At 38.2% G+C, this 24,043-nt stretch carries 15 protein-coding genes; all 15 read left to right on the forward strand.

Annotation, left to right across the window (positions count from 1 at the left end):
• Positions 1-25 precede the first annotated feature (25 nt).
• The 15 genes from GQY27_RS05585 (at position 26) to GQY27_RS05655 (ending at position 23,930) form a co-directional block, all read left to right on the forward strand.
• Complete coding sequence (locus GQY27_RS05585) at positions 26-595, forward strand: PepSY domain-containing protein (protein WP_160032567.1); 570 nt, start codon at positions 26-28, stop codon at positions 593-595.
• A 270-nt stretch (positions 596-865) separates the two neighbouring features.
• Entirely contained in the window at positions 866-1,381 is a 516-nt protein-coding gene (locus tag GQY27_RS05590) for a DUF2179 domain-containing protein (RefSeq protein ID WP_160032568.1), read from the forward strand.
• Between the two features lie 379 nt (positions 1,382-1,760).
• Positions 1,761-1,964 (forward strand): cold-shock protein, encoded by a 204-nt coding sequence (locus GQY27_RS05595; RefSeq protein WP_047912726.1) that lies wholly within the window; start codon positions 1,761-1,763, stop codon positions 1,962-1,964.
• Positions 1,965-2,085: 121 nt separating this feature from the next.
• On the forward strand, positions 2,086-2,301 hold the full coding sequence (locus GQY27_RS05600) for a cold-shock protein (RefSeq protein ID WP_160032569.1): 216 nt from the start codon (positions 2,086-2,088) through the stop codon (positions 2,299-2,301).
• Between the two features lie 140 nt (positions 2,302-2,441).
• Entirely contained in the window at positions 2,442-3,440 is a 999-nt protein-coding gene (locus tag GQY27_RS05605) for a glycosyltransferase (RefSeq protein WP_160032570.1), read from the forward strand.
• Positions 3,441-3,963: 523 nt separating this feature from the next.
• Positions 3,964-5,916, forward strand: a complete 1,953-nt coding sequence (locus tag GQY27_RS05610; RefSeq protein ID WP_160032571.1) for a hypothetical protein — start codon at positions 3,964-3,966, stop codon at positions 5,914-5,916.
• Positions 5,917-6,016: 100 nt separating this feature from the next.
• Positions 6,017-7,849, forward strand: coding sequence for a hypothetical protein (locus GQY27_RS05615; RefSeq protein ID WP_160032572.1), 1,833 nt, complete (start codon positions 6,017-6,019; stop codon positions 7,847-7,849).
• A gap of 16 nt (positions 7,850-7,865) precedes the next feature.
• A complete protein-coding gene (locus tag GQY27_RS05620; protein WP_236570503.1) occupies positions 7,866-8,639 on the forward strand; it encodes an OmpA family protein in 774 nt (257 codons plus the stop codon).
• On the forward strand, positions 8,632-9,903 hold the full coding sequence (locus tag GQY27_RS05625) for a hypothetical protein (RefSeq protein ID WP_160032573.1): 1,272 nt from the start codon (positions 8,632-8,634) through the stop codon (positions 9,901-9,903). Before GQY27_RS05620 ends, GQY27_RS05625 begins: the two co-directional genes overlap by 8 nt.
• Before the next feature lie 4 nt (positions 9,904-9,907).
• The gene (locus tag GQY27_RS05630; RefSeq protein ID WP_160032574.1) at positions 9,908-12,661 is read left to right on the forward strand and encodes a DEAD/DEAH box helicase; all 2,754 of its coding nucleotides are present in this window, start codon (positions 9,908-9,910) and stop codon (positions 12,659-12,661) included.
• 108 nt (positions 12,662-12,769) lie between these two features.
• Complete coding sequence (locus GQY27_RS05635; protein ID WP_160032575.1) at positions 12,770-14,779, forward strand: type I restriction-modification system subunit M; 2,010 nt, start codon at positions 12,770-12,772, stop codon at positions 14,777-14,779.
• Positions 14,780-16,105, forward strand: coding sequence for a restriction endonuclease subunit S (locus GQY27_RS05640; RefSeq protein WP_160032576.1), 1,326 nt, complete (start codon positions 14,780-14,782; stop codon positions 16,103-16,105).
• 13 nt (positions 16,106-16,118) lie between these two features.
• Entirely contained in the window at positions 16,119-19,106 is a 2,988-nt protein-coding gene (locus GQY27_RS05645) for a type I restriction endonuclease subunit R (RefSeq protein WP_160032577.1), read from the forward strand.
• Positions 19,107-19,336: 230 nt separating this feature from the next.
• Positions 19,337-21,541: an MrcB family domain-containing protein gene (locus tag GQY27_RS05650; protein WP_160032578.1), complete on the forward strand. Its 2,205-nt coding sequence runs from the start codon at positions 19,337-19,339 to the stop codon at positions 21,539-21,541.
• Positions 21,513-23,930, forward strand: a complete 2,418-nt coding sequence (locus GQY27_RS05655; protein ID WP_160032579.1) for a restriction endonuclease-like protein — start codon at positions 21,513-21,515, stop codon at positions 23,928-23,930. The genes GQY27_RS05650 and GQY27_RS05655 overlap by 29 nt, the downstream gene beginning before the upstream one ends.
• The last annotated feature ends 113 nt before the right edge of the window (positions 23,931-24,043 follow it).

Consider the following 24,043-nt stretch of genomic DNA (forward strand, 5'->3'; position numbering starts at 1 on the left):
AAACAAGAAGAGGAGTCGATGAGACATGAAGAAATATAAACGTATTTTGGCAGGCGGGGTTCTGAGTGCAGCGCTTTTGATTGGTGGTGCAGCAGCATTTACAGGTGCAGAGTCAACAGTTGAAGCTAGTCAACTATCCTCTACATCTACATCTACATCTACATCAACAAGCAAAATGATCACTGTGGAGCAGGCTAAAGAAGCTGCACTGAAAGAGGTACAAGGTACCATTGATGATATTGATTTAGAGAAAGATCACGGAAAAGTATACTACGAAGTAGATATCGAGTCAGAAAAGGTTGATGCTACGGTATTAATCGATGCTTATACTGGGAAAGTGCTTAACGTATCTAAAGACCTTGACTTTGAAGTTCCTGCTTCAGAGGCAGTTGTAAAAGTTTCACTTGAACAAGCAACACAAATTGCGTTAAAACAACTTGATAACAGTAAAGTAATGAGTACAGAGCTTGATCTTGATGATGGTCGTTATGAATATGAGATCGAACTTGTAAATAATAAATACGAAGCCGAAGTTACGATTGATGCAAATACAGGAGACGTATTATCTGTTGATATCGATCGTGAGGACGACTAAATTCATATAGCTTTCCGCTGAAAACCAGCTGAAGAGAATATGAAGAGCACTTGTCAGTAATGACAGGTGCTCTTTTGCTTTGGCAACGAACTTATAAGTGATTTTTTCATTGGCTAATATATGAAATTTAATAAAAGAGGTTTCATGACAACAAAGATGTGGTATTTTGGATGGTATGGTTTTATGATTCATAAGAAGACCTATTTATTTTTTCGTTTTATAGGATAGAAAGTTTTGTCGGTAAGTTCTGCAGTTAGGAGAGTGGTAGCCATGGTTCAAACGCTACTTTTTATTTTTGCAATCCAGATTGTTTATGTCTCGGCGTATACCTTACGCATGATTCTGACATTAAAGGGTCAAAAGTACATCGCAGCCTTGATTAGTACGGTTGAAATTGTGATCTATGTACTCGGACTGAATTTGGTGCTTAGCTACTTAGACCAGATCTCAGCTCTTGTGGTATATGCACTTGGGTATGGATTGGGCATTCTGATTGGTGCTTGGATTGAAGAAAAAATCGCACTTGGTTATATAACCGTCAAGGTGATATGCGATCAGACCCGTGGTACGATTGTGACGACGCTTCGGGAAAAAGGGTATGGAGTAACTTCTTGGCTTGGCAATGGACGAGATGGAGATCGGCTGGTAATGGAAATACTGGCGAAACGAAAAAGCCAGAAAAAACTGTATGAGACGATCTTGGAACTTGATCCAAAAGCTTTTATTATTACAGTAGAACCCAAACAATTCCATGGTGGATTTTGGACGCGTTCGATCAAAAGATAGCACGAATAAGCAGGAGCATGCCGATCGGTATGCTTCTTATCTTTGTGCATATATTAATAAATAATTTAAAAATAAGGCTGTATATAGCAATAATTGATGATATTATGTACGAAATTGGTATGAAACCCTTATTTATGTGGAAATAATGGAGAAGCAAGATAAGTAATGGGGATGGTCTTATGTCTATATGTTATGTCAAATTAAACCATTTTTATGTTGTAATCTCTTGCGTTGATTTGGTAAATATGCTATTATTAGTTCTGTCATGTAATTCACATTTTGGAAAGAGACTCATTCCGAAAATGACACTTTTTCCAATATGTGAATTTTTTTCAAAGAAAATAACCATATTAATATAAGTGTAAAGGAGAATGACCAAATGCAAACAGGTACAGTTAAATGGTTTAACGCAGAGAAAGGCTTCGGTTTCATCGAAGTTGAAGGCGGAAGCGACGTTTTCGTACATTTCAGCGCAATCACAGGCGAAGGTTTCAAAACCCTCGACGAAGGACAACGCGTTGAATTCAACGTGGTAGAAGGTAACCGCGGACCACAAGCAGAGAACGTAGTAAAAGTATACTAATCCGACCTGCAAGCTGCCTTTGACTGACAAGTTAAAGGCAGTTCTTGTTTTCATTCCAAAAAAAAGCGATACGGAGTATGCGACGAGATTCGTTTATTCTGTAGATAGGGGGGAAGTATTCATGTACAGACGTCAAGTATCAGAGGAAATCCCCGAGGAGAACACGAAGGTCTGGTCTTGTACCAATGACGACTGCAAGGGTTGGATGCGTGATGATTTCGCATTTGAGAGCGAGCCGCAATGCAGTTTATGTTCCTCACCGATGGATCGGGAAATGAGAATGTTGCCCGTGTTATCCAACGCAGCAAATGATTTGAAAGCAATGAAAAAAGGGTAACGAGTTAGTACCATATTCGTTTTTGCATAAGTAAGTGTTTGTAAAAATAGCAAAACTCTGTAAGTGTACCGCGATACGGCGAGGATTCTCCTTCCGATATGGCGGTTTTTTTGTGCTATGGAAAAAAGGAGGATACGTTGATGGATAAAGTAGGACTCGTGATGCGTAAAATTCAGTTTACGGAAGCACAAGGACCCCGGGTTTTTGCAGATCGGCTAAAAGCCATTGGGGAAGAGCTAGGTGTAGAGATTGTGTTCATCTCACCAGAGCGTCATGTGAGCGGTTATGACTGGGTTCCAGGATATGAGCATGAAAAAGGGGACCTAGTCAACTATGATATCGTTCTCGATCAGATCTATTCACAGAATATCGACCATGTCATCTATACGGTTTCTGGTTTTACATATCTCAAGATGTTTCTAAAGAACAGCGTGCTGTTTCCGCACAGTTTTCCTGACCCTGCCCTCACAGGGTATGAAATGATGAAGCCTTTCTACCAGATCGTGGACAAAGCGATTGTGCAGACCGATTTCCTGAAAAGGGAGATGGCCGCTCAGTATGGTGTTCATGATGTAACGGTGATCCCCATTGGTTTTGATGAAGGACTAGCCCATAAACATTATGATCCTTCTGCAGTCGTCGACAACCGCATTTTGTGGATCGGACGGGATGAAGCCAACCGCCGCCCTGATCTGGTTATTGAATATGCGCATCAGAATCCGGATAAAGAAGTATATATGGTATTCGGCGGGGAGCGTTATAGAGAAAGTATGAAGAAATACGACATCCCAAATAACGTGAAGCTGAAGTTTGCACTTAGTCAGGATGAAGTGTTCCAGCTGATGAATTCGTCTAAGGTGTACTGGAGCTCTTCGCGCTTTGATACGTTTGCGATGCCCCTGACTGAAGCGATGGCGATGGGGAAAATGGTCGTGAAGCCAGAGCATCCTTGTTATGGACATATCAGTTCGACCCATACGTTTGGCGGGAATGAACGCAACTTCTTCGAACTGCTGAATATGGCAGCCGCCGCACCTCGCAAAGTATCGGAAGATAACAGGGATTATGCGTTTGGTGCCTTTTCAAGAACCGTGATGAAGGAAGAGTATCGAACCTTTTTCGAATCATGGCTTCGGTAATAAATGTGGTGAAGCGAAGTGAGAAATAGGTAAGAGTTTGAGGATTTAGGTAAAAGTAAAGTAGAGTATGACATTGCCGCCTGCAAGGGCGGTTTTTTTTGATGAAATCCGCACTAACTGAATGATTATATAGGCTTTAACTTACATAAAAGTGAAAGGTATGGAAGAGAAATGCAGGACACAAACAAAGATTCCCCTTTTTAACTTTCGTTTTTTTGCAAATTTATATGTTATATAGCAAATTTGTTCTATATAATGGTAAGGGTAGTTCTTAGGTAATGTGTAGAATAAGTCGTTCGGTTATTCGGCCCAGACATCTAGTTGTGTTTAATTAGGATAAAAGATCTATGAGCGCGTTAATTAGCAGAATGAATATGGAAAAGATGACGCTGACTATAACAGATGTTTACACTTTAAAATTATAGATAGGGTGCCAGCTGTTAGTTCTATTGACAGATCTATATGGAACAAAGCAACCCCAAAGACTATTCATGATAAACGGAATGGAGGAAGTTTAGGGAACATGTCGATTTTTAAGTTCTTATGTGAAGTGAACGCAGGGTTATCTGATTTGGCAATCCAAGCTGAAGCAGATATATGGATGAATTCAAGATCAACCTTAACCCAAGGAAGATTATTTAGTGAAGAGCTGGCAACTATTGTTTCAAAAATGGAGAAGGTAGAGCCCGTATATTACATTAAACCAAGCGATCGCGTTCAGCTTTTATCACGTAAAGATATTATCTCAAGTGAAATAAAGGATAGTTTTGACTGGCTCCGTAAAAATGGGAACATTGCAGCACATAATTCGAAACCCATTCCAACTGATCTAGCGTTAACCGCACACAGACATATCTTTATATTAGCGTTATGGTATGTGGAATCTTATGGACCTTTGGAAATTGAACTTCCCGTCTACACCATGCCGACTCAGCCTGAGAACGCAGCAAATCAAATGATGGGAAACTCTCCAATAGATATGAGTGAACATATTGAGCAATTATTGAGTGCACAATTCGAATCTAAAATACTTCCAACAATGAACGAACAGTTCAAACAGCTTCATGAAACGATTAACAAGATAACAGAGATGAATAAAAATCGTGATGAACACTCAGAAAGAAATCTGAAAGCATCAAATTCAGATACCCAACCGAGAAAATCAGCACCTAATGATGAAAAAAACAAAATATCAGAAATGGAAATTAGGGACTTTCTCACTGAAAAGGGATATAAGGTAGTAGATAAGAGATCAAGCAGAGGAGCTCTGTGGATCGTTGGAGGTTGGGAGCTTAAAGACGAGTTGTTAGAACTTAAGGAGTTTGGGGCACTTTTTAAATTTGCGAAAAATGGTAGTCAGTCCACGAAGCGGAATCCGGGTTGGTTTTTATTAGACAAAAAGCTAATTATCATATCGTTAGACAGAAGTAAAGATGGGACTAGAAATTCTGAAAATGAGGTAGCCGTTTCATCAGAAGTAATTAACATCCCTAAGGGTAATGCTGGTGATGGAAAAGTTTTATTAGAAAGTGTTGAAAATTATAAACCAAATAATGTGGCAGATGATTATGATGAAGAAAAAGCAGAGGATAAAACTGAATTCAGAAAAGCCTTTCTAAATAAAGAGCTTGTTTTTCCTGCTTCTATGGTCGGGATGTCATTAGTGGAGCTAAACCTTAAGGGAAATCAGGCAATATTGCAATACTTAATCAACGATCTTAAGGTATCAACAATTCAGAATCTCCCTGAGGATCTATCTGATCTCCAATTGAAAATTCCAGGTGTTGGGCCAAAATCTATTGAGCGTTTTGTAAAGCAATTAGAAGAGGCAATAGCAACTGAAAAGAAATTGATTGGTTCTGGTAAACGTAAGGAAAACCTAGTGATTAATTATCGTGAATTAAAAAAGAAATTAGGTCGGAGACCTACCTATTTAGAAGTACATAAACGAGGAACGGTAGATAGTCAGGAATACCGATTTCTTTTTGACTCTTATGTTAACTTCTTGTTAGTTGCAAATGAATTGGATAAAGAGGAAGCCTCTCTAGCTAGAAGATACTCTAAATGGTTTCATGAAGTAGAGAATACAATCTTGCGTAAAAGTTACAAAATGACCCTGCTGCTCGCTATGCTTGAACGTGGATCGGAGCAATGGATGAACCCCATTACTGCTTATGAAACAGCACCATTTTTTTATGACTTCTATATGAGTAACGAAATAAGAAAGTCCATCGATTTTGCAGATTCTGAGACTCGAAAATTGTGGGATGCGCCACTTGATCGTACTGCGCAATTAATTAGCAGGATGCCAATGACTCATTGGGCGAAGTCCTCGAATAAACAGGTTACCTACTCTAATGAAGAGTTCGTAATCGCTTTTCAGATTAGAGAAGTTGATCAAGAAATACTTTATAAGTGGACAAGAGAAATTTGTGAGTATAGGTTGGCTATGTATTTTGAGAGGAAGAAGTTATAAACATATTATTCTTACTCGTATCGAACATTAAGGGTGATAGTAAGGAGTTAATTTCTGGGCAACTAATTTAATTAATTTAGAACATGTGGAGGAGTTTTATTTGAACGCAATATATCTTTTTATAGTAATTAATGTAATTTTATTTTTGGGCGAGTTGTATTTAAAAATTGAAGACTATAGGGAAGTTAATAATGATTCAAATAAAATAAAAAGTAAACTATCTGAACTAGAGACTGAATCAGAAATGACAGAACGCTTTATTCAGATGAATGAGTGGTTAGAGGAAGAAAAGGATAGTAGATTCCTACAAAAACACTTAAAACATGCTTGGGCAATTTTTTACCAAAAGTATATGGGTTCAACACATAAGATACCTCCTGATACTTATGATTATTTTTTAGAAGAAGAGCTGGTTCAAAAGTATGGAAGAAGAAGAATGGTTGAGCTCCTTCCTGGGATATTTTTATCAGTAGGATTATTGGGAACATTCTACAGTATATCAGTTGGAGTAGGATCTCTTGATTTAAACTCAAATTCTGAAAATATGCGAGATGGCGTTAGTTTGTTACTTAACAGTATGCAGTTTAAATTTTTATCTTCTATAGTAGGTATTGCCCTATCTATACTTTGGCAGTTTTTAGACAAGACATTATTTATTAGAAACTTACAAGATACTTATATTGAGATTCGTGATGCATTCGACGAAGCCTTCCCTACTCAGGATCAGAATGTGTTTCTAGTGCAAATGTTAGAAAATCAAAAAAATCAGATGAATGATCTTCAAACTTTTATGTCAGAGCAAATGATTCCTCAAATGGTTAGCGGTTTTAATCAGAGTATAGAGCAGGCATTACTTCCTCCAATGGTACAAACTCAGGAATTGATGAATGAGCTAATTACAAGTGCTTCTGTAAACCAGATGGACGGGGTGAAACAACTGACCTCAGATGTAATGACTTCACTCAATGAGATAACAGGGGAACATATGAAGCAATTAGGGGAGGCCCTACACGCGACTGTGGAATGGCAAAAGAAAGTTCATGAAGAAATGACTGGCTTGGTAGACTCTATGCAGCAAGCAGCCAAAAACCAATCAGAAATGGTTGAAAAGACTACTGTACTTACCCATGAGATACATAACTATACCGATAATATAACGAATTACCAGCAGGTACTCGAAGGAACGGTTGCTCAGTTAAATGACACGACTTCCACGAATAGCGAATTGCAATCAGCAACTAGTAGCTTGTTAGGGAATATGATCGAAGAAAGAAATGTATTTAATGATTATTTTTCAGAACATATGACTAAGCTTCAAACAAATGTAGATTCAATTATGAATCAGACTGAAAAACAAGTAGAAGTGCAAGAGTTGCTAGGTAAAAATCTGGATCGTATTTCTGAAATGTCATCAAGTCAAGAAAAGTTAGCAGTTTCCCTCTCGGAACAGGCTAATCATACTCAAAGTTCAAGTGAGGAACTTGGCAAACTACTTGTTCATTTTGAGAAAAATGCCGTTCAATATAATGATCTACAGGAAAAAATGGGTGATATGTTACAACAAGCAGAAAAGGATCGTACGGTATTTGATCAACTAGTTGAACGTATACAAATTAATCTAGTAGAACAAGTTGAAGGAATGGATGAGCGCGTAGAGGATCTGGGTTTAATATGGTCGGAAAATAAAGAAACAATGAATAAGTTAAGTAAACAGCTTAGCACTTCAATGGGGCAATTTACGGATGATATGCACCGTGGAGTCATGAGGACGTTTGAGAAGTTTGATGAAGAGCTTACAACCTCCGTTAATCTACTTGCTAAGGGTGTAGATTCCATGAGGGATGGTTTAGTAGATATGCCAGATGTAATACAAGAACTTAAGCAATCAGTTATTGAAATAAATAAGCAGGCTAAGCGTGCTACAAACGTATAAGTGAGGAGGTTTACTAGTGGCACGAGGGACACGAGGTAAAAAAGGGAGTAGTAATGTAGGTGAGGAAGGCGAAAGTTCCTGGATTTCTTATACGGATTTGATGTCAGCGTTACTAATCATTTTTGCTCTTGTCATTATGATTACAATGTATGACACGCAGAATGCATACGAGCAGCAGAAACAAGCAATGGACGAAGCCGCAGAGGCGCTTAAAGAGAAGGAAGAAGTTATTAGCCAGAATAATCAGCTTATTGAAGAGGTAGTTGGGGTGAAATCTAAAATTATTGAAGAGCTGATGCTTGCATTCCAAGACTCCAATTTAGATTTACAAATAGATAAGCAGACAGGGGCAATTCGTTTCTCTGGCGGAGTGTTCTTTAATAAAGATAGTAGTACTGTCTCTGCAAAAGGAACAGAATATCTCGAAATGTTCATACCCAAATACATTGAAATTTTGTTATCTGACCAATTTCGCGATGAAATTGCCCAAATTATTGTAGAAGGCCATACCGACAGTGACGGCGGATATATATACAATTTGAAACTTTCTCAAGATCGGGCATTGTCTGTAGTTGAGGAAGTGTTTGCTCCGACTTTCTCGAAGTTTGCATACCAAGAGGAACTTAAGGCAGTAATTACTGCCAACGGACGTTCATTCAGTGTACCGATCCTTGATAAGAACAAGAAGATGGATCAGGATAAATCCCGCCGTGTGGAATTTAAATTCCGGTTAAAAGATGAGCAGTTACTTGAAAAATTACAAGGGCTAATGGTGGAGACAGATGGATGAGCAATCATATATTTTTCATTTCGCATTTACACCGAATAAATTGTCTGCGGTAAGAAAGAAAGTAGAAGAGAAATATCGTGACGTAGATATGCTCACAGCTTCACAGATAAGTTATCTACGACTTCCTAAAATTCTAGAAATGATTCGGAATACTTCTGAAGATCGTTTGGAACTTTTGGCCGCTGAGTTTAATAGAAGGGACTTTTCTGTTTTAACATATAGCTACCCTTACTCAGAAGAATCAAGCGAAGTTCAAAAGAAGATTAATATGGTATTAGCTAGCGGCTACACCCCAGGCAATGCAAATATGATCTGGGAAAAGTTTCAGAGAGAATACAAGCATATTTATATTCAGGATTTGCTACGAAGATTTTTACTTAAAGATGAGGACGTTTCTTTTATTTATTCAGATTATTCAGAAGCTGATTTAAAGGAAATGTTGCACCCTGCTTTCATGCATAAATCAGGAATTGCACAAGGTCTTTTGCAGGTCATGATTAATAAAGATCCTAAAATATCTGAGTTTTTAAAGACAGTAAAAATTAAACCGGAGACTCATTTAGAAGACTTTTTAGTCTTTGAAAGGTTAGATAAAGGTCTTAGAAGTGATTCGTTTATAGATAAAAATAGTGTTAGTTACATTACTCAGGTGTTAGAAAAATATACAGTCGAACAGTACCAAAGATTATTAAAAGTTTATTTAGAAAATAAAAACTACGAACAATTTCATGTGCCAATTCTAGACCAAGCAATCAAGCGATTACATGACCCAAGAGAACATGAAGCAGATTGGCTATTTCTAGGAGAGGAAATACTTGGTGAAGTTAAACGCTGGTTACTACAAAATGAGCTTGCTATTTTCTTTGAAAACGACAATAATCGAAGATTTGAATATTGGAAGAGGCACCTGCATTATATATACGATGTTAAGCAGCTTACACCTCCAAGGAATCCGAGTGTAGCGTTTATCTATTTCAAAGAGTTTGTAGTAGTCGAATTTGGAGAAATGGGAGCGGCTTATTTCTACCATAAGAAAGGCTTTAATCAATTCATATTAAGCAAGACTACAGGAACAGAGTTCCAAAAAAGATCTATTAAAGCGAAAGAAAGTATGCTTAAAATGAAGGACGTTGCTTTGTATAGAGGAGAAAAATTATATATAAATTCGTTGGGCCATAACGGACCTTACAATACATGGGCTGAAAAGTTCACTAGACATTTACATGAATATATGGATGGAAATTATAACTACTCGGGGTGGTGAGTTTATGAGTTTTTGGAGCAAGCTTAAGAAGCGTACTAAAGAACCGGAATATGATGCTATTGAGTGGCAGCTAGATAAAGTTCAGCAGGGGCTCAATATTAGATTAACTCGTGACAGGGGGCAGACAGATTTGTCTCTCCCGCTTCGTATGTCAGTTGCAGAAATTAGACAACAGCCCGATGTAGAGATCTTAGAACTCATTGAATCCATGTGGTATGAAGAGTTAATACAGGAGTCAGATAATGGATATTTGCTTCCCTATGAGCTATTGGTCGAGGCGCCTTCAGAAATTAGATTAACTCTTGGTATACCAGAGCCCGTTCAACTTGACTTATTTCTTAGTCACGAAGGGTTTGTAGGGAGTCCTCACTTTCAGTTTAAGCTAGAGAAGCATCTACCAGAGTGGAAACATATAGAGAAAACCTCTCGCCAAACAGGACCGTGGATCCAGCTCCCAGATCGCACATTTATTCTTATGAGTCCGGATCAGTATCAATTTGATCAAATAGTGTCACAACAGTTACCTGATGTAATGGATAAGGAGCAAGTATTTACATATGTAGCGAAAGTGCAATCTCAAGCAAGACAGCTTGGTATTTCCGTAGATAACTATTTGCAGAAACAGAATTATAAATTTGCAGATCAGCTAGATCTTGATGTGACTTACGATAACAATGAAATAGAAATTATCCCTAAGTACCTTTCGAAAGATGAAGTGCCTAAGTACCTGTTGAATGAAATGGCCAGTAAAGGTACCGCTTATTATAGTGATCCTGAGATAGGGAAGGTCTTTGTTTCAACAGATGTAATCAACAAAGCCAGCGCAGTTCAGCATAAAGCTCCCATTCGGGGACAAGATATCCCACGTTTTGCTGAGAATCCAGAAGCGTTTTTATCTGAGTTTGAAGAACTAAATCTATCTTTATTTGGAGAGCGAGTCAGATCTCTAGGGATCAGAGTTTATAAAGCACAACCTTATGTTCACGCCGAGGAAAAAGGGCGAGGATGGTTTGAGTTAAATGCGGGTGTATCGTTAGTTGATTCAGAGGGAGAAGTGAACGGGAATTTTTCAACAGAGCAATTTAAGGATTTAGTAAGCAATGCCAGAGAATCAGGTGATGAGTTTTTAAATCTGGACGGAAACTGGATCAAAGTACCTCATAATGTGGAGCAGTTTGATGAAGCGGTAGATCGATTTCATCAAATGCTAGGTGATAAACCTGAGGTGGACATTACTAAACTACCGTATGTACTGGAGATTTTCGAAAATATAACACAGCTTGATTATAATCAGCCAATTTTGGCAGCTCAACAGGAAATGATGGACCAAGGGATTTTAGATCGTGTCCCGCCTACATTCTTCAATGCACAACTAAAACCATTTCAACAAGATGGATTTGTATGGATGAAGTCGCTCCATTATCGTAAATTGGGCGGGCTCTTAGCGGATGATATGGGACTTGGTAAAACGATTCAGGTCGTATCATTTCTAAGTTATTTACATGAGCAGAGCAGGCTGACTCCCACTCTCATTGTAGTGCCGAAGTCTCTTATAGATAATTGGGTTGCAGAAATACAGAAATTTGCTCAGCCACTAGTTAATATGATTTATGTACATACAGGTGCTCAGCGGTTAAAAGAATTAGAAATGTTACAACAGCAACCGATTATTTTAACCACTTATCAGACACTAGTGAGAGATCAGCTTGTTTTTGGACAGGTGGAATGGCAGGCCTTAGTCTGTGACGAAGCACAAGCTATTAAGAATCCAACAACAGCTGCAAGTAAAGTAATTAAAGCGATGAATGTGAAGTTTAGACTAGCAATGACGGGGACTCCTGTAGAAAACGGGCTGAGTGAACTCTGGTCTATTATGGATTATGTACAGCCGGGACTCTTAGGAAGTTTGAGCGAGTTCAAGAAAGAGTTCATGGATAAATTAGAGGCCGAGGAAAGAGATGAGGAGACAGAACAGAAATTGTTAGCACGAATTAATATGGTCTACAAGCGTAGAACCAAGACTGAAGAACTTGCGGGACAGTTACCTTCTAAGACATTAATAGAGCTACCTGTTTCACTTGGAATGGAACAAAAACAATTATATTCGGCTATCATTTCTCAAGTTCAGAAAAAAATGCTATCGGGTCTCCAAGCAATTCAAAAATTAAGAGAACTTTGTTCGCATCCGGCTTTGGTTGATCCAAATCTAAAAACGTTACCAGTTAAAGCTGTCCCCAAGCTTGCCCAAACAATCACCTTACTTCAAGAAATTAAGAACAAAGGGGAAAAAGTGCTTATCTTTACGGAACTTCGTTTAATGCAAGAGATTATCCGGGATGCTGTTCGTGAGAAATTTGATATTGATGCATTCATTATAAATGGTGTTACAAATCGTAGACAGGAAGTAGTAAATCAGTTTAATCAGAAGCCTGGTTTTGACGTTATGATCCTATCACCAAAAGCAGCGGGTACGGGACTTACAATTACTGCAGCAAATCACGTCATCCATTATACTCGGTGGTGGAACCCTGCGGTTGAAAATCAGGCAACGGACCGGGTGTATCGTATTGGACAGAACAAACCCGTTCAAGTTTATTATCCAATCGTAACGGCCGAAAAGAAATTTTTATCTTCAGGGACAGTTGAAGAAATTGTCCATCGGATTTTGACTGAAAAGCAGGAATTAGCTTCGTCTATTATTGTATCAAGTCGGAAGTTGGAGATTGAGAATGAGGTCTTAGAGAGTGCTTTTCGATAAAAATTAGTGCTGACATAAATTTGTTACACTCCAAGACTTCCTTAAAACTCTAGAGACAAGTAAACTAAAGGCGTGCAATGATAGTTCTGACATAAGAGGAGACATAAAATGATTAACTTTCAAGATAAAGTAAGTTTTATCTGGTCGATTGCTGAAGTACTGCGGGGACCGTATAAACCGGATGACTACGGAAAAGTGATTTTGCCTTTAGCGGTATTACGTCGCTTTGATTGTGTACTGGAGAGTACAAAAGAAGAAGTGTTGAGTAATTATGAAAAATTTAAAGCAATGAACGAAGATGCACGAGAGCCGATTTTAAATCGGATTGCAAAGCAGAATTTTCATAATATCAGTAAGTATAATTTTACTAATTTACTAAGTGATGCTGACAATATTGCAGATAACTTACGTGATTATATTAATGGTTTTTCTAAAATAGCTAGAGATATTATGGATCATTTTGATTTTGATCGTCAAATCGAAAAAATGGATCAGAATGATCTATTGTATTTAACCATTAAGAGATTTAGTGAGCTAGATCTGCACCCAGAAGCCGTTTCTAATGTGGAAATGGGTTATATTTTCGAAGAGTTGATTCGTCGTTTCTCTGAGCATGCAGAAGCAGGTGATCACTATACCCCTCGTGAAGTGGTGCGTTTAATGGTTAGCTTATTATTCCTGCAAGACGATGATATCTTAACGAAGCATGGCTTAACTCAGACATTATATGACTGTGCTGCTGGAACAGGTGGCATGGGCTCGGTAGCACAAGAATATTTACATGAGCTCAATCCAACAGCAGACCTTGAATTTTTTGCCCAAGAGATTAACGGAGAGTCCTATGCGATCTGTAAGGCAGATATCTTAATCAAAGGTGCGGATGCAAAAAACATTCGTCTTGGAAACACGCTATCTAGCGATCAGTTTAAGGGCGAAAAGTTTGATTATCTCATTTCTAACCCTCCATACGGTGTGGACTGGAAGTCATACGAAAAGCCCATTAAAGCGGAGCATGAAGAACTCGGATTTAACGGACGCTTTGGCCCGGGCACACCACGTACGAGTGATGGACAACTCCTGTTCTTGCTTCACTTGATCTCTAAAATGAAGCCTGTTTCAGCAGAAAATCCGCAAGGATCACGGTTAGCTATCATTATGAACGGATCACCTCTATTTACAGGAGATGCGGGTTCAGGGGAAAGTGAAATCCGTCGTTATGTACTGGAGAATGATCTGGTAGAAGGTATCGTAGCAATGCCTAATGACCTTTTCTATAACACTGGTATTGCCACTTACATCTGGATTCTGAGCAATAATAAGTCTGCTATTCGTAAAGGAAAAGTGCAGTTAGTGAACGCGGTTGATCTCTCTAAGAAAATGAAAAAAAGCTTAGGTAGTAAGCGAAATGAGATCTCGCTGGAACAGATTGATGAGATTGTACGCCTCTATGGTGACTTTAAAGAAGGTGAATATGTCAAAATCTTCGATAACGAATACTTTGGTTATCACAAAATTACCGTGGAACGTCCCCTTCGTTTGAACTTCTTAATTTCGGAAGAGCGTATTCAGCGGGTTGCAGAAGAAAAAGCGTTTCTGAATCTTGCTACTTCTAAGAAAAAGGGTGAGACTGGACTAGCTGAAATCGAAGAAGGCAAAGCTCAGCAAGCCAAGATCATAGAGGTATTACGTGGGTTAGTAAGTGAACATGTATATAAGAATCGGGATAAATTTACTAAGATCCTAAAAGATGCACTTAAGCGTGCTGATGTATCATTAGGCGCTCCTTTATTAAAAGCTATTTTAAATGGGTTGTCTGAGAAGGACGAAACAGCAGATATTTGCATGAAAAATAAATCGGAAGCTGAACCGGATACTGACTTGAGGGATACGGAGAATGTACCGCTAAAAGAAGATGTTCATGAATACTTCGAGCGTGAAGTACTTCCTCATGTATCTGATGCATGGATTGACGAATCGAAGACAAAGATTGGATACGAGATTCCATTCACTCGGCAATTTTACAAATATACCGCTTTGCGTGGTTCGGAAGAAATTATGGCTGAGATTAAGGAGCTAGAGGCAAGCATTGTAGAGCAGTTGAAGAAGGTGTTGGGGTAAATGGACAATGCTAACATTTATTTTAAAGAGAGTAATATTGAATGGGTGGGGATGATTCCCAACACTTGGGATGTAACATCTATTGGCAAAGTGTATGAGATAGTTCTTGGGAAAATGCTTCAACCATTACAGATTGGTCCTACTGATAGGCTTGTTTCTTACTTAAAGGCAATGAATGTACAAGATGGATATTTAAAATCTGATAAAATTGATCAAATGTACGCTTCTATAAGTGAAATCCAAAGACTAGAAATACTGTCTGGTGATCTTTTAGTATGTGAGGGAGGAGACGTTGCTCGATCTGTAGTTGTACAAGAAGATATACCAGGTATTATTTTTCAAAATTCTTTACATCGTGTGCGACCACGTAAAGATAATAGTAACTCATTTCTTCATTATTATCTTATTGCTTTAAGGAATAGTGGATTTGTAGATATTTTAGTAAATAGAGCTACAATTGCTCATTTTACGAAAGATAAATTCAAGTCTTTAAAGATTGTATTACCTAATACTCTTGTACAAAAAGATATTGTGAATTTTTTAGATGAAAAATATGCTGAAATTGAAAAATTAATCAATCAGAAAATAGAATTACTTGATTTATTAGAAGAAAAACGCCAATCCATGATTACAGAAGCAGTAACAAAAGGCTTAAATCCTAATGTGAAAATGAAAGATTCAGGTGTGGATTGGATTGGTGAGATACCTGAGCATTGGTCCTTAAGTAAATTAAAAAATCTTTCTAGTAGAATAGGTGATGGTTTACACGGTACACCAAAATATGATGATAACGGAAATTACTATTTTATCAATGGTAATAACCTAGGAGAAAGGACTATTGTTTTTAAAGATGACACTAATACTATTAGTGAGGATGAATTTAAAAAGTATATAAATAATTTAAAAGAAGGTTCATTGCTAATATCTTTGAATGGAACTATAGGCAATGTATCAATTTATAACAAAGAACCAGTTATGTTGAGTAAAAGTACAGGGTATATAAATCTAACAAATCAAATTGAAATTGAGTATGTATATTATTATTTGCAGAGTTTAGGTGTGAAGATTTTCTTTGAACAGTCACTTGCAGGAACAACTATTAAAAATTTATCACTTGGTACTCTGAGAAGCACTAAAGTTACAATACCACCTATAATAGAACAGGTCCAAATTATAACTTATTTAAATAGTAAACTTGAAGATTTTAAACGTTTAGAAAATGAACTTAAAATACAAATAATATCTTTACAAGAATACCGCCAATCTCTCATCTACGAAGCAGTAACAGGTAAAATTGATGTCCGTGATTTCGAAGTCGATTCATAATGGAGGTGATCACATGGCTGTAGATGCAACAGAAAAAGGCTTTGAAACAAATATTGAAGAGTCACTGATAATGAGCGGCTATCGTAAGCGAACATTAGAAGGTGAAGCAAGCCGATTATTTAAGCAATATGCTATTGATGTAGAGCAGCTCTTTATTTTCCTTGAAGATACTCAGAAGAAATCCTTGCAATTACTAGAAAGATCATATGGGACGGATTATAAACAAAAAGTTTTAAACCGCATTTGCAATCAGCTAAAGAGCCAAGGTTTAATTCATTGTTTACGCCACGGGATTAAAGACCGTGGTGTAACATTGAAACTGATCTATAACAAACCTTCCACCACGATGAATCAGCTAATGAATGATCTTTACAGTAAAAACAGATTTACGGTTAGCCGCCAAATACATTACAGTGACAAACATAACAATAGCCTTGATATGGTGCTATTTGTGAATGGTCTTCCACTGGTTGTTATGGAACTTAAAAATCAGTTTACGGGTCAGACTGTAGAGCATGCAATGAAACAGCTGAGCAATGATCGTGATCCGAGGGAGACGCTGTTTAAGTTTAATGAGCGAGTTGTTGTTTATTTTGCGGTAGACCCGGATGAAGTATATATGACAACTGAGCTAAAAAAGGAAAAAACTCGCTTTTTGCCCTTTAACAGAGGAAATAACGGAGGAAAAGGCAACGCTGTCGTTTATAACAACTATCGTACCCACTATTTGTGGGAAGAAATTTTGCAACCTGACAGCTTACTTGATATTTTATTCCGTTTTGTATTCATGAAGAAGGACGAGATCTTGGATTCCAATGGTGAGACAATTGATGAACGTAAAGCAGTTATTTTTCCTCGTTTTCATCAATTGGATGTTGTTCGCAAAATAGAAGAAGATGTACGGGCAAAGTCAGTCGGATATAATTATCTTATACAGCATAGTGCAGGGAGTGGAAAAACAAACTCAATTTCCTGGCTCGCTCACCGTCTTGCAAAACTTCATGATGAAGATAATAATGCGATATTTAGTAGTATTATCGTTATTACAGATCGGCGTGTGCTCGATAAGCAGCTGCAGGATGCAGTGTATCAGCTCGAACATAAAGCAGGAATGGTTGAACGTATAAATAAAGATTCCAACCAACTTGCTCAGGCCATTACAAGTGAGACTCGGATTATTATCACGACTCTTCAGAAGTTCCCTTTTATTATGGAAAAGGTTACTAATCTCAATCGAAAGAAGTATGCGGTAATTATTGATGAAGCTCATTCATCGCAAGGAGGGAAGGCTTCAACTGCATTAACTAACATCTTGTCAGATAAAACGCTCGAGGATGCTTACGAAGAAGACCGTATAGCTGAAGAGAATATGGATAGCCTAGATGAACAAATTGTGGAAACGATTATGAAGAGTGGCAAGCAGGATAACGTTTCTTTCTTTGCTTTTACTGCAACTCCAAAACCGAAAACGATTGAAAAATTCGGAACAGTAGGCACTGATGGTAAGCCACATGCATTTCATGAGTACACGATGCGTCAAGCTATTGAGGAAGAATTTATCCTAGATGTATTAAGGAACTATACTACTTATGAAACTTTCTACAAAATAGCTAAACAAGTCGATGATGATCCACTCGTTTCTAAGAAACAGGCGACGAAAAAATTAGCTCAGTATGTCTCTTTGCATCCTCATAATATTGCACAAAAGACAGAAATCATCATAGAACATTATCGTAATTTCACACGTAAGAAAATTGCTGGACGTGCAAAGGCAATGGTTGTAACGGCAAGCCGGTTACATGCGGTACGTTATAAAATGGCATTTGATCGATACATTAAAAAAATGGGCTACGATGATCTTAAAACGGTAGTTGCTTTCTCCGGTATTGTTAAAGATGGTGAAGTTGCTTATTCAGAACCTGATATGAACGGATTCAGTGAGAAGGAACTCCCGGATAAGTTCAACTCAGATGAATATAAAGTGCTGCTCGTAGCAGAGAAGTATCAGACAGGATTTGATGAACCTTTGCTACATACGATGTATGTTGATAAACCCCTTAGTGGAATTAAAGCAGTTCAGACGCTATCCCGCTTAAATCGTACATGTCCGGGAAAAGAGAATACGTTTATCCTTGATTTTGTAAATAAGCATGAAGAGATCAAAGCTTCTTTTCAACCTTACTATGAAACTACAGGACTTGAAGAAGTAACAGATCCTAACATTTTGTATGACCTGCAAGCAGAGCTTGAGCCTTACCAAGTTTTCACTGAAGAAGAAGTTCAGGCTGTTAATGAGCTCGAGATAAAAAATGGGATGAAGAAATCGACAAAAGCTCAAACCGAGCTCAATGCATGGATTGATAAAGGTGTGGATCGTTTTAAGAAGTTGAATAGTGAAGAACAAGAGGCTTTTAAAGCATCTGCAACCAAATTTGTGCGGACTTATTCTTTTATATTGCAAATTGCTACGTTTATTGATGTCGGGTTACATAAACAGTATATCTATCTGAATTACCTTTTACGTAAACTTCCTCGCAGCGGAAAGGATAAGGATGTCTATTTGGCAGACGATGTAGCACTTCAGTATTATCGTAATCAGATTGTTGCTGAAGGTCAGATAGAACTTGAAATCACAGGAGGAGTAGAACTTAAGCCAACCTCGTATGGAACCGGCGGAGCGGTTGAGGATGAAAAAGTTCGTCTGTCATCTATTTTAGATAAACTAAATGAACGATTTGGCACCGATTTTACGGAAACCGATTTCTTGTCGCGTGAACAAGTTAAGGAAGACATGCTGAACAGTGAAGATATTCAGCAAAAAGCTAAAAACAATACAAAGGATAATTTCAAGTTTGCTTTTGAAAAAACATTCATGAACTTCGTTATTGATCGTATGAACAGTAATGAAAAATTCTTTATCAAGATTCTAGAGAACGAAGATTTCAGAAGTTTTATTATGGATGATATGATGAATGAAGTTTATGCAAAAGTTAATGCGTAACAGAAATAGAGCTATGTACGATCTATACATAGCTCTATTTTAATATTAAGGTGAAGCTATAATATTTATTTTTCATTAGAAGATTTTAAGATAAAAATCATCTATTCCTTCACTTAGCTGGGTTATCCATATTATAGGTCCATAGTTGGCAGTTTCCTTAAATTCAATTGGGAAACTGCTTTTATTTCTTTATAATTACATTAATCATGTTTTCTTACTTGGAGGTCATCATGCTACCAGAAGCACTTTCTAATATTTTTCGAGCCAAACAAAAATCATACAAAATGGTCTTAATCTTATCCATAATCGATTTTTATGAAGAAACTCACTCTTATCAGGCTTCATTAGATCAAATAGCTCAAAAGTTCTTGGCACACTATCAAAAAGAGAGCGAAGCGGGAAATACGGTAGATACTCCACCAGAACAGAAAGCTTCTGGATGGAGTGATTTCACACTAGGTCAAACAAAGACGTTATTAAAGACACCAATTGATGCTCTGTCTTCTGTTCTCAGCTTCGATCAAGCCAATCAGACTCTCACCTTGGCCAATCCAGAGTGGTTCAACGAAGAGACGCTTAAGGAGCTGAAAGCATACGCCATGGAAGAGCTGAATAATTACAATAAGAAACTTGAATTAAGTAGAAATCTTCCTTCTTTTTCTTTACAAGCTGCCTTATCTCAAGTGATGAACACGTATCTCCAAGCCAAAACAGAACCTTTTGCTCAGCATCCTTTAGGCACACTAGTGAGGAACACGATTCCAAATCAGTTGGTGGATCTGCTCTCTTTAGATGAACATTACAAAATTCAAGGTTCTATTGGGCAAGGCAACTGGGCAACTATCCCATGGATCGCACTCATGGACAAAAGAATTACACAGACGACACAAAAGGGAGAATACATCGTGTATTTGTTCTCCGAAGATATGCAGTCTATATATCTCACGTTAATACAAGGAGTTACAGAACCATTAAAAGACGGTAGGACTAAAGGATACGAATATCTCAAAAAGAAAACGGAAGAAATTCGTAGCTTGATCCCATTAGAAGGACTACATAAAGATGAGAACATCTTTCTCACGGATAAAAGCGGTCTAGGCCGAGACTACCAAGTTTCTACGGTAGCTTATATCAAATACGAACGAGGTGCTTTACCGGAAGATGAAGAGCTTATACAGGACCTCCAGAACTTAGTCTCTAACTATAATCAATATGTAGATATCGTGCTTCATAGTAGAGAAGAACTTACTTCAGATAAGGAGCCAAATCCGGTGACATTAACAGTCAAAGAACAACTGGAACAAGCAAAAAGGTATATTCACCATAAAGGGTTCCTTTATCCAGATGGTCTCATGGAAAACTTCTACTTGTCTCTCAAGTCAAAGCCCTTTGTTATCCTTGCGGGTGTATCGGGTACAGGGAAAACGAAGCTGGTAAAACTTTTTGCTGAAGCATTAGGTGCTACGATGGATAACGGACAATTTACTTTGATTCCCGTAAGACCGGACTGGAGTGATCCATCTGATCTCTTAGGTTACAAAGACCTTGCGGGCGTCTTTAGACCTGGAAGATTAACAGAAGTGTTGGTAGAAGCAATGAAGCCGGAGAATAAGGACAAGCCTTATTTTATATGCCTAGATGAGATGAACTTGGCACGAGTGGAGTATTATTTTAGTGATATTCTAAGCGTCATGGAAACCCAAGAATGGAACGGCGACCGTATTATTACTTCTTCCTTGATTGGGTCCGAGTCATTAAGAGAGGAAGATCAGCCTGTGTATGGCGGTGTATCTCTTCCAGATAACGTGTACGTTATTGGAACCGTTAATATGGACGAAACGACTCATCCGTTTAGCAAAAAGGTGTTGGACCGCGCAAATACGATTGAGTTCAACTACATTAATCTTCAGCAATATCCTGATTATGATGAGGAAGAAGTATTTTCATCTTCTGGCGCAAATAATATGTTCCTGAGAAGTGATTATTTACAGTTATCCGATGTATACAGCACGTATCAAGATCTGGTGCATTGGACAACGGACAAGCTTGTACGAATCAACAACATTCTCGAAGAAATTCATTCCCATGTCGGCTTCCGTATTCGTGACTCCATTTGTTTTTATATGGTGTATAATCAGCGCTTTGACCTGATACCCATTGATAAGGCTTTTGACGGACAGCTTCTTCAAAAGATATTACCTAGAATTCAGGGAAGCAGCTTATCTGTAAAAAGAGTGTTGTTGCAGCTGATGCAGGAAGCTCTAGGTAGATCTCTCCCAATTAAAGATCTGCTGGATGATGCTTCCGAATTGTATGGGAAATACGGCAGAAAGCAGCAGGATGTAGACGTGAAATATCCGCAATCCGCACGAAAGATTGCCTTTATGTTACGGAGGTTAGAAGAAGATGGATTCACCTCATACTGGCTTTCTTAATCAAAGTGTAGAGCTCATTCGAATAGAGACCAATCTTTTTAACCTATATATCCAGGGTAAGCCGTATCATCCTACGGTAGAATCTCTACAGCTCCATCGTAAGGATACAGGAGCATGGATCGATTCGAACACGTTGCAGATGGAGATCCTATCGGATGAGCTTGTACTAGAGAATATGTATGTTTTTTCACCAGAACAGGGGCAGTTAGTTCTTTGGAAGACAGGGGACAAAAGCTACCCTTTATTCTATGAAACGCAGTCCTATGAACTTGTCATTGAGAAAAAGCAAACGGCAGAACTTACTTTTCATCATAATAATGTTTATATTCGTCAGGCCATAAAGCCACTGGGTCGTTCGATTCTTTCTGGAATTCTGAATTTTCAGAATGAGGTAGGACTTACTGAGTTAGAACTTCAATACCGAGGACGACCGTTGTTCCAGCTGCAACTCGAAATCTATCCTTCTAAGATGGATTACAAAAGAGATTATCAGATGATCTTAAGTGATATTAATCGGCAGATATATAATTTGTCTTTTGATTTTTTGAGGAAGACCTATCATCTAATGGGGTTAAAAGAGACACATCATCAGAGTCTTACCGAGTTTTTTACAATCTTACAGTATATTTTTGACCAGCTTAAACAAGCGGTAGAACGGATTCATGTAAATCCTCATTATAGGCTGGAAAGAGAACCAAGAGTAGTCGATGCGTCTAAAGTAAAGAAAGCCGGCAAAGAGAATATAGCTTACATAACAAAACGTCCACATCTTCTTACACATCATGAACAGCATGGTTTTATTCCGCATCAGGGGCAACGGCTGTACCCAACACATGCCCTCGAAACGAAACGTCATGCTGAGTATGATACGATGGAGAATCGTTTTGTTAGATGGGTATTAATGCGAGTATCTAAGAAACTGAAACAGATGAAGATGAAACTTGCCGTATCAGGGAAACTCCAGGACCCTTTGTTGGATAAGAAAATAACATCCATGCAGAATCAGTTACAACGGCTTTTACAACTGGATTTTCTGAAAAATGTAGGGGAAATGAAACAACTCTCCGTCACGCTGGTACTGCAGATGGCACCAGGATATAGAGAGGTATATCGAAGTTACTTGATGCTTATGAAAGGGCTCACGGTACACAGTGATTTATTCCGATTGTCTATGAAGGACTTGGCGCAACTATACGAATACTGGTGTTTCCTTAAGATTAATGAGCTGCTAGCCCGCAAATATGAGTTGTTAAAACAAGATATCATCAAGGTTAATCGTACGGGTATGTTTTTTACGCTGGATAAATCGCAAGCAGCCAAAATGGTGTACCGTAATCAGAAAACGGGTGAAGTTTTTACGCTGTACTATAATGCTCTGCCGCGTGGTGACCGTAGTGCAACTCTTGGCCAAAAACCAGATAATGTGTTGACTCTGAAAAAGAATGAGTCTGCTATGGAGTACAAATATATCTTTGATGCTAAATATCGGATTAACCCTGCCTATGAAGGATCTTATTACTATCAGAAGTACAAGCAGCCTGGGCCTGAAGAGGATGATATTAATACAATGCATAGATATAGAGATGCGATTGTGTATGCTGATGGGGGGCAGGAACTAGAGCGAAGTATGTTTGGAGCTTACGTGCTATTTCCATATCATGACGAAAAAACGTATCGTGAACATAAATTTTATAAAAGCATTGAGCTCGTTAACGTTGGTGCATTTCCCTTTTTACCAAACTCCACGGAGTTAATGGATGCATTTCTGGATGAGATTATTATGGATAGTCCAGAAAAAGCATATGAGCGATCAACGCGTCCTCGTGGGACGAAAAGTTATTATCAGAATAAGTTATCCGGTAAAAATGTTCTGGTAGGTTCGTTAAGAGAAGTCGCTCAATTAGAAAGTGCACTACAGTATCATTACTATCATCTACCCCTTGAAAATATATCTGACCATACGATTCTTACACAGATTGAGTACGTCGCTCTTTATCAGTCGAAAGGAAAATTCGCGGGTACGGGTGAAACGGGAATTCATTGGTATGGCAAGGTAAGGAACTGGAAAGTTGTACGGAGAGGTGAAATAAAGGAACGCCCTGCTAGAAAGGGAACAGAAGATAAGCTCTATGTGAAGTTATCGGTCGAGAAATGGATCAAACGAGAAGAGCCAATTATCTCGGGTGGTCTAGGTATCTATCGATTGCTTTACACATCCAAATACATTTTCGATCGTGCAAAGGAAATTGCTGAACTCAAGCTAGAGACGGAAGAACAATTGAATGAATGGCGAGAATTGCGGCGTAAAGGCACAGTGAAAGTAGAATTGGATCACTCTCAGGTCGATTTGGCACATCAAGTTAAAGAAATTCGAAATGATATTGATTAAAAGTGGTTTCCGTTTAAGTATCGAATTCTCATCAATAGAAAATCGATAACGAAGCGAGTCTAATTCTGTTCTTTATAGTTTAAAAAATAGCGACCTTCCCACAAGGGATCAGT

The organism is Paenibacillus sp. An7, assembly GCF_009870785.1.
Taxonomy (GTDB): Bacteria; Bacillota; Bacilli; order Paenibacillales; family Paenibacillaceae; genus Paenibacillus.

Coding starts and splice junctions, on each gene's coding strand:
- GQY27_RS05595 (WP_047912726.1), top strand. CDS start 1,761: ATGCAAACAGGTACAGTTAAATGGTTTAACGCAGAGAAAGGCTTCGGT.
- GQY27_RS05600 (WP_160032569.1), top strand. CDS start 2,086: ATGTACAGACGTCAAGTATCAGAGGAAATCCCCGAGGAGAACACGAAG.
- GQY27_RS05645 (WP_160032577.1), top strand. CDS start 16,119: ATGGCTGTAGATGCAACAGAAAAAGGCTTTGAAACAAATATTGAAGAG.
- GQY27_RS05640 (WP_160032576.1), top strand. CDS start 14,780: ATGGACAATGCTAACATTTATTTTAAAGAGAGTAATATTGAATGGGTG.
- GQY27_RS05590 (WP_160032568.1), top strand. CDS start 866: ATGGTTCAAACGCTACTTTTTATTTTTGCAATCCAGATTGTTTATGTC.
- GQY27_RS05650 (WP_160032578.1), top strand. CDS start 19,337: ATGCTACCAGAAGCACTTTCTAATATTTTTCGAGCCAAACAAAAATCA.
- GQY27_RS05610 (WP_160032571.1), top strand. CDS start 3,964: ATGTCGATTTTTAAGTTCTTATGTGAAGTGAACGCAGGGTTATCTGAT.
- GQY27_RS05625 (WP_160032573.1), top strand. CDS start 8,632: ATGGATGAGCAATCATATATTTTTCATTTCGCATTTACACCGAATAAA.
- GQY27_RS05605 (WP_160032570.1), top strand. CDS start 2,442: ATGGATAAAGTAGGACTCGTGATGCGTAAAATTCAGTTTACGGAAGCA.
- GQY27_RS05585 (WP_160032567.1), top strand. CDS start 26: ATGAAGAAATATAAACGTATTTTGGCAGGCGGGGTTCTGAGTGCAGCG.
- GQY27_RS05630 (WP_160032574.1), top strand. CDS start 9,908: ATGAGTTTTTGGAGCAAGCTTAAGAAGCGTACTAAAGAACCGGAATAT.
- GQY27_RS05655 (WP_160032579.1), top strand. CDS start 21,513: ATGGATTCACCTCATACTGGCTTTCTTAATCAAAGTGTAGAGCTCATT.
- GQY27_RS05635 (WP_160032575.1), top strand. CDS start 12,770: ATGATTAACTTTCAAGATAAAGTAAGTTTTATCTGGTCGATTGCTGAA.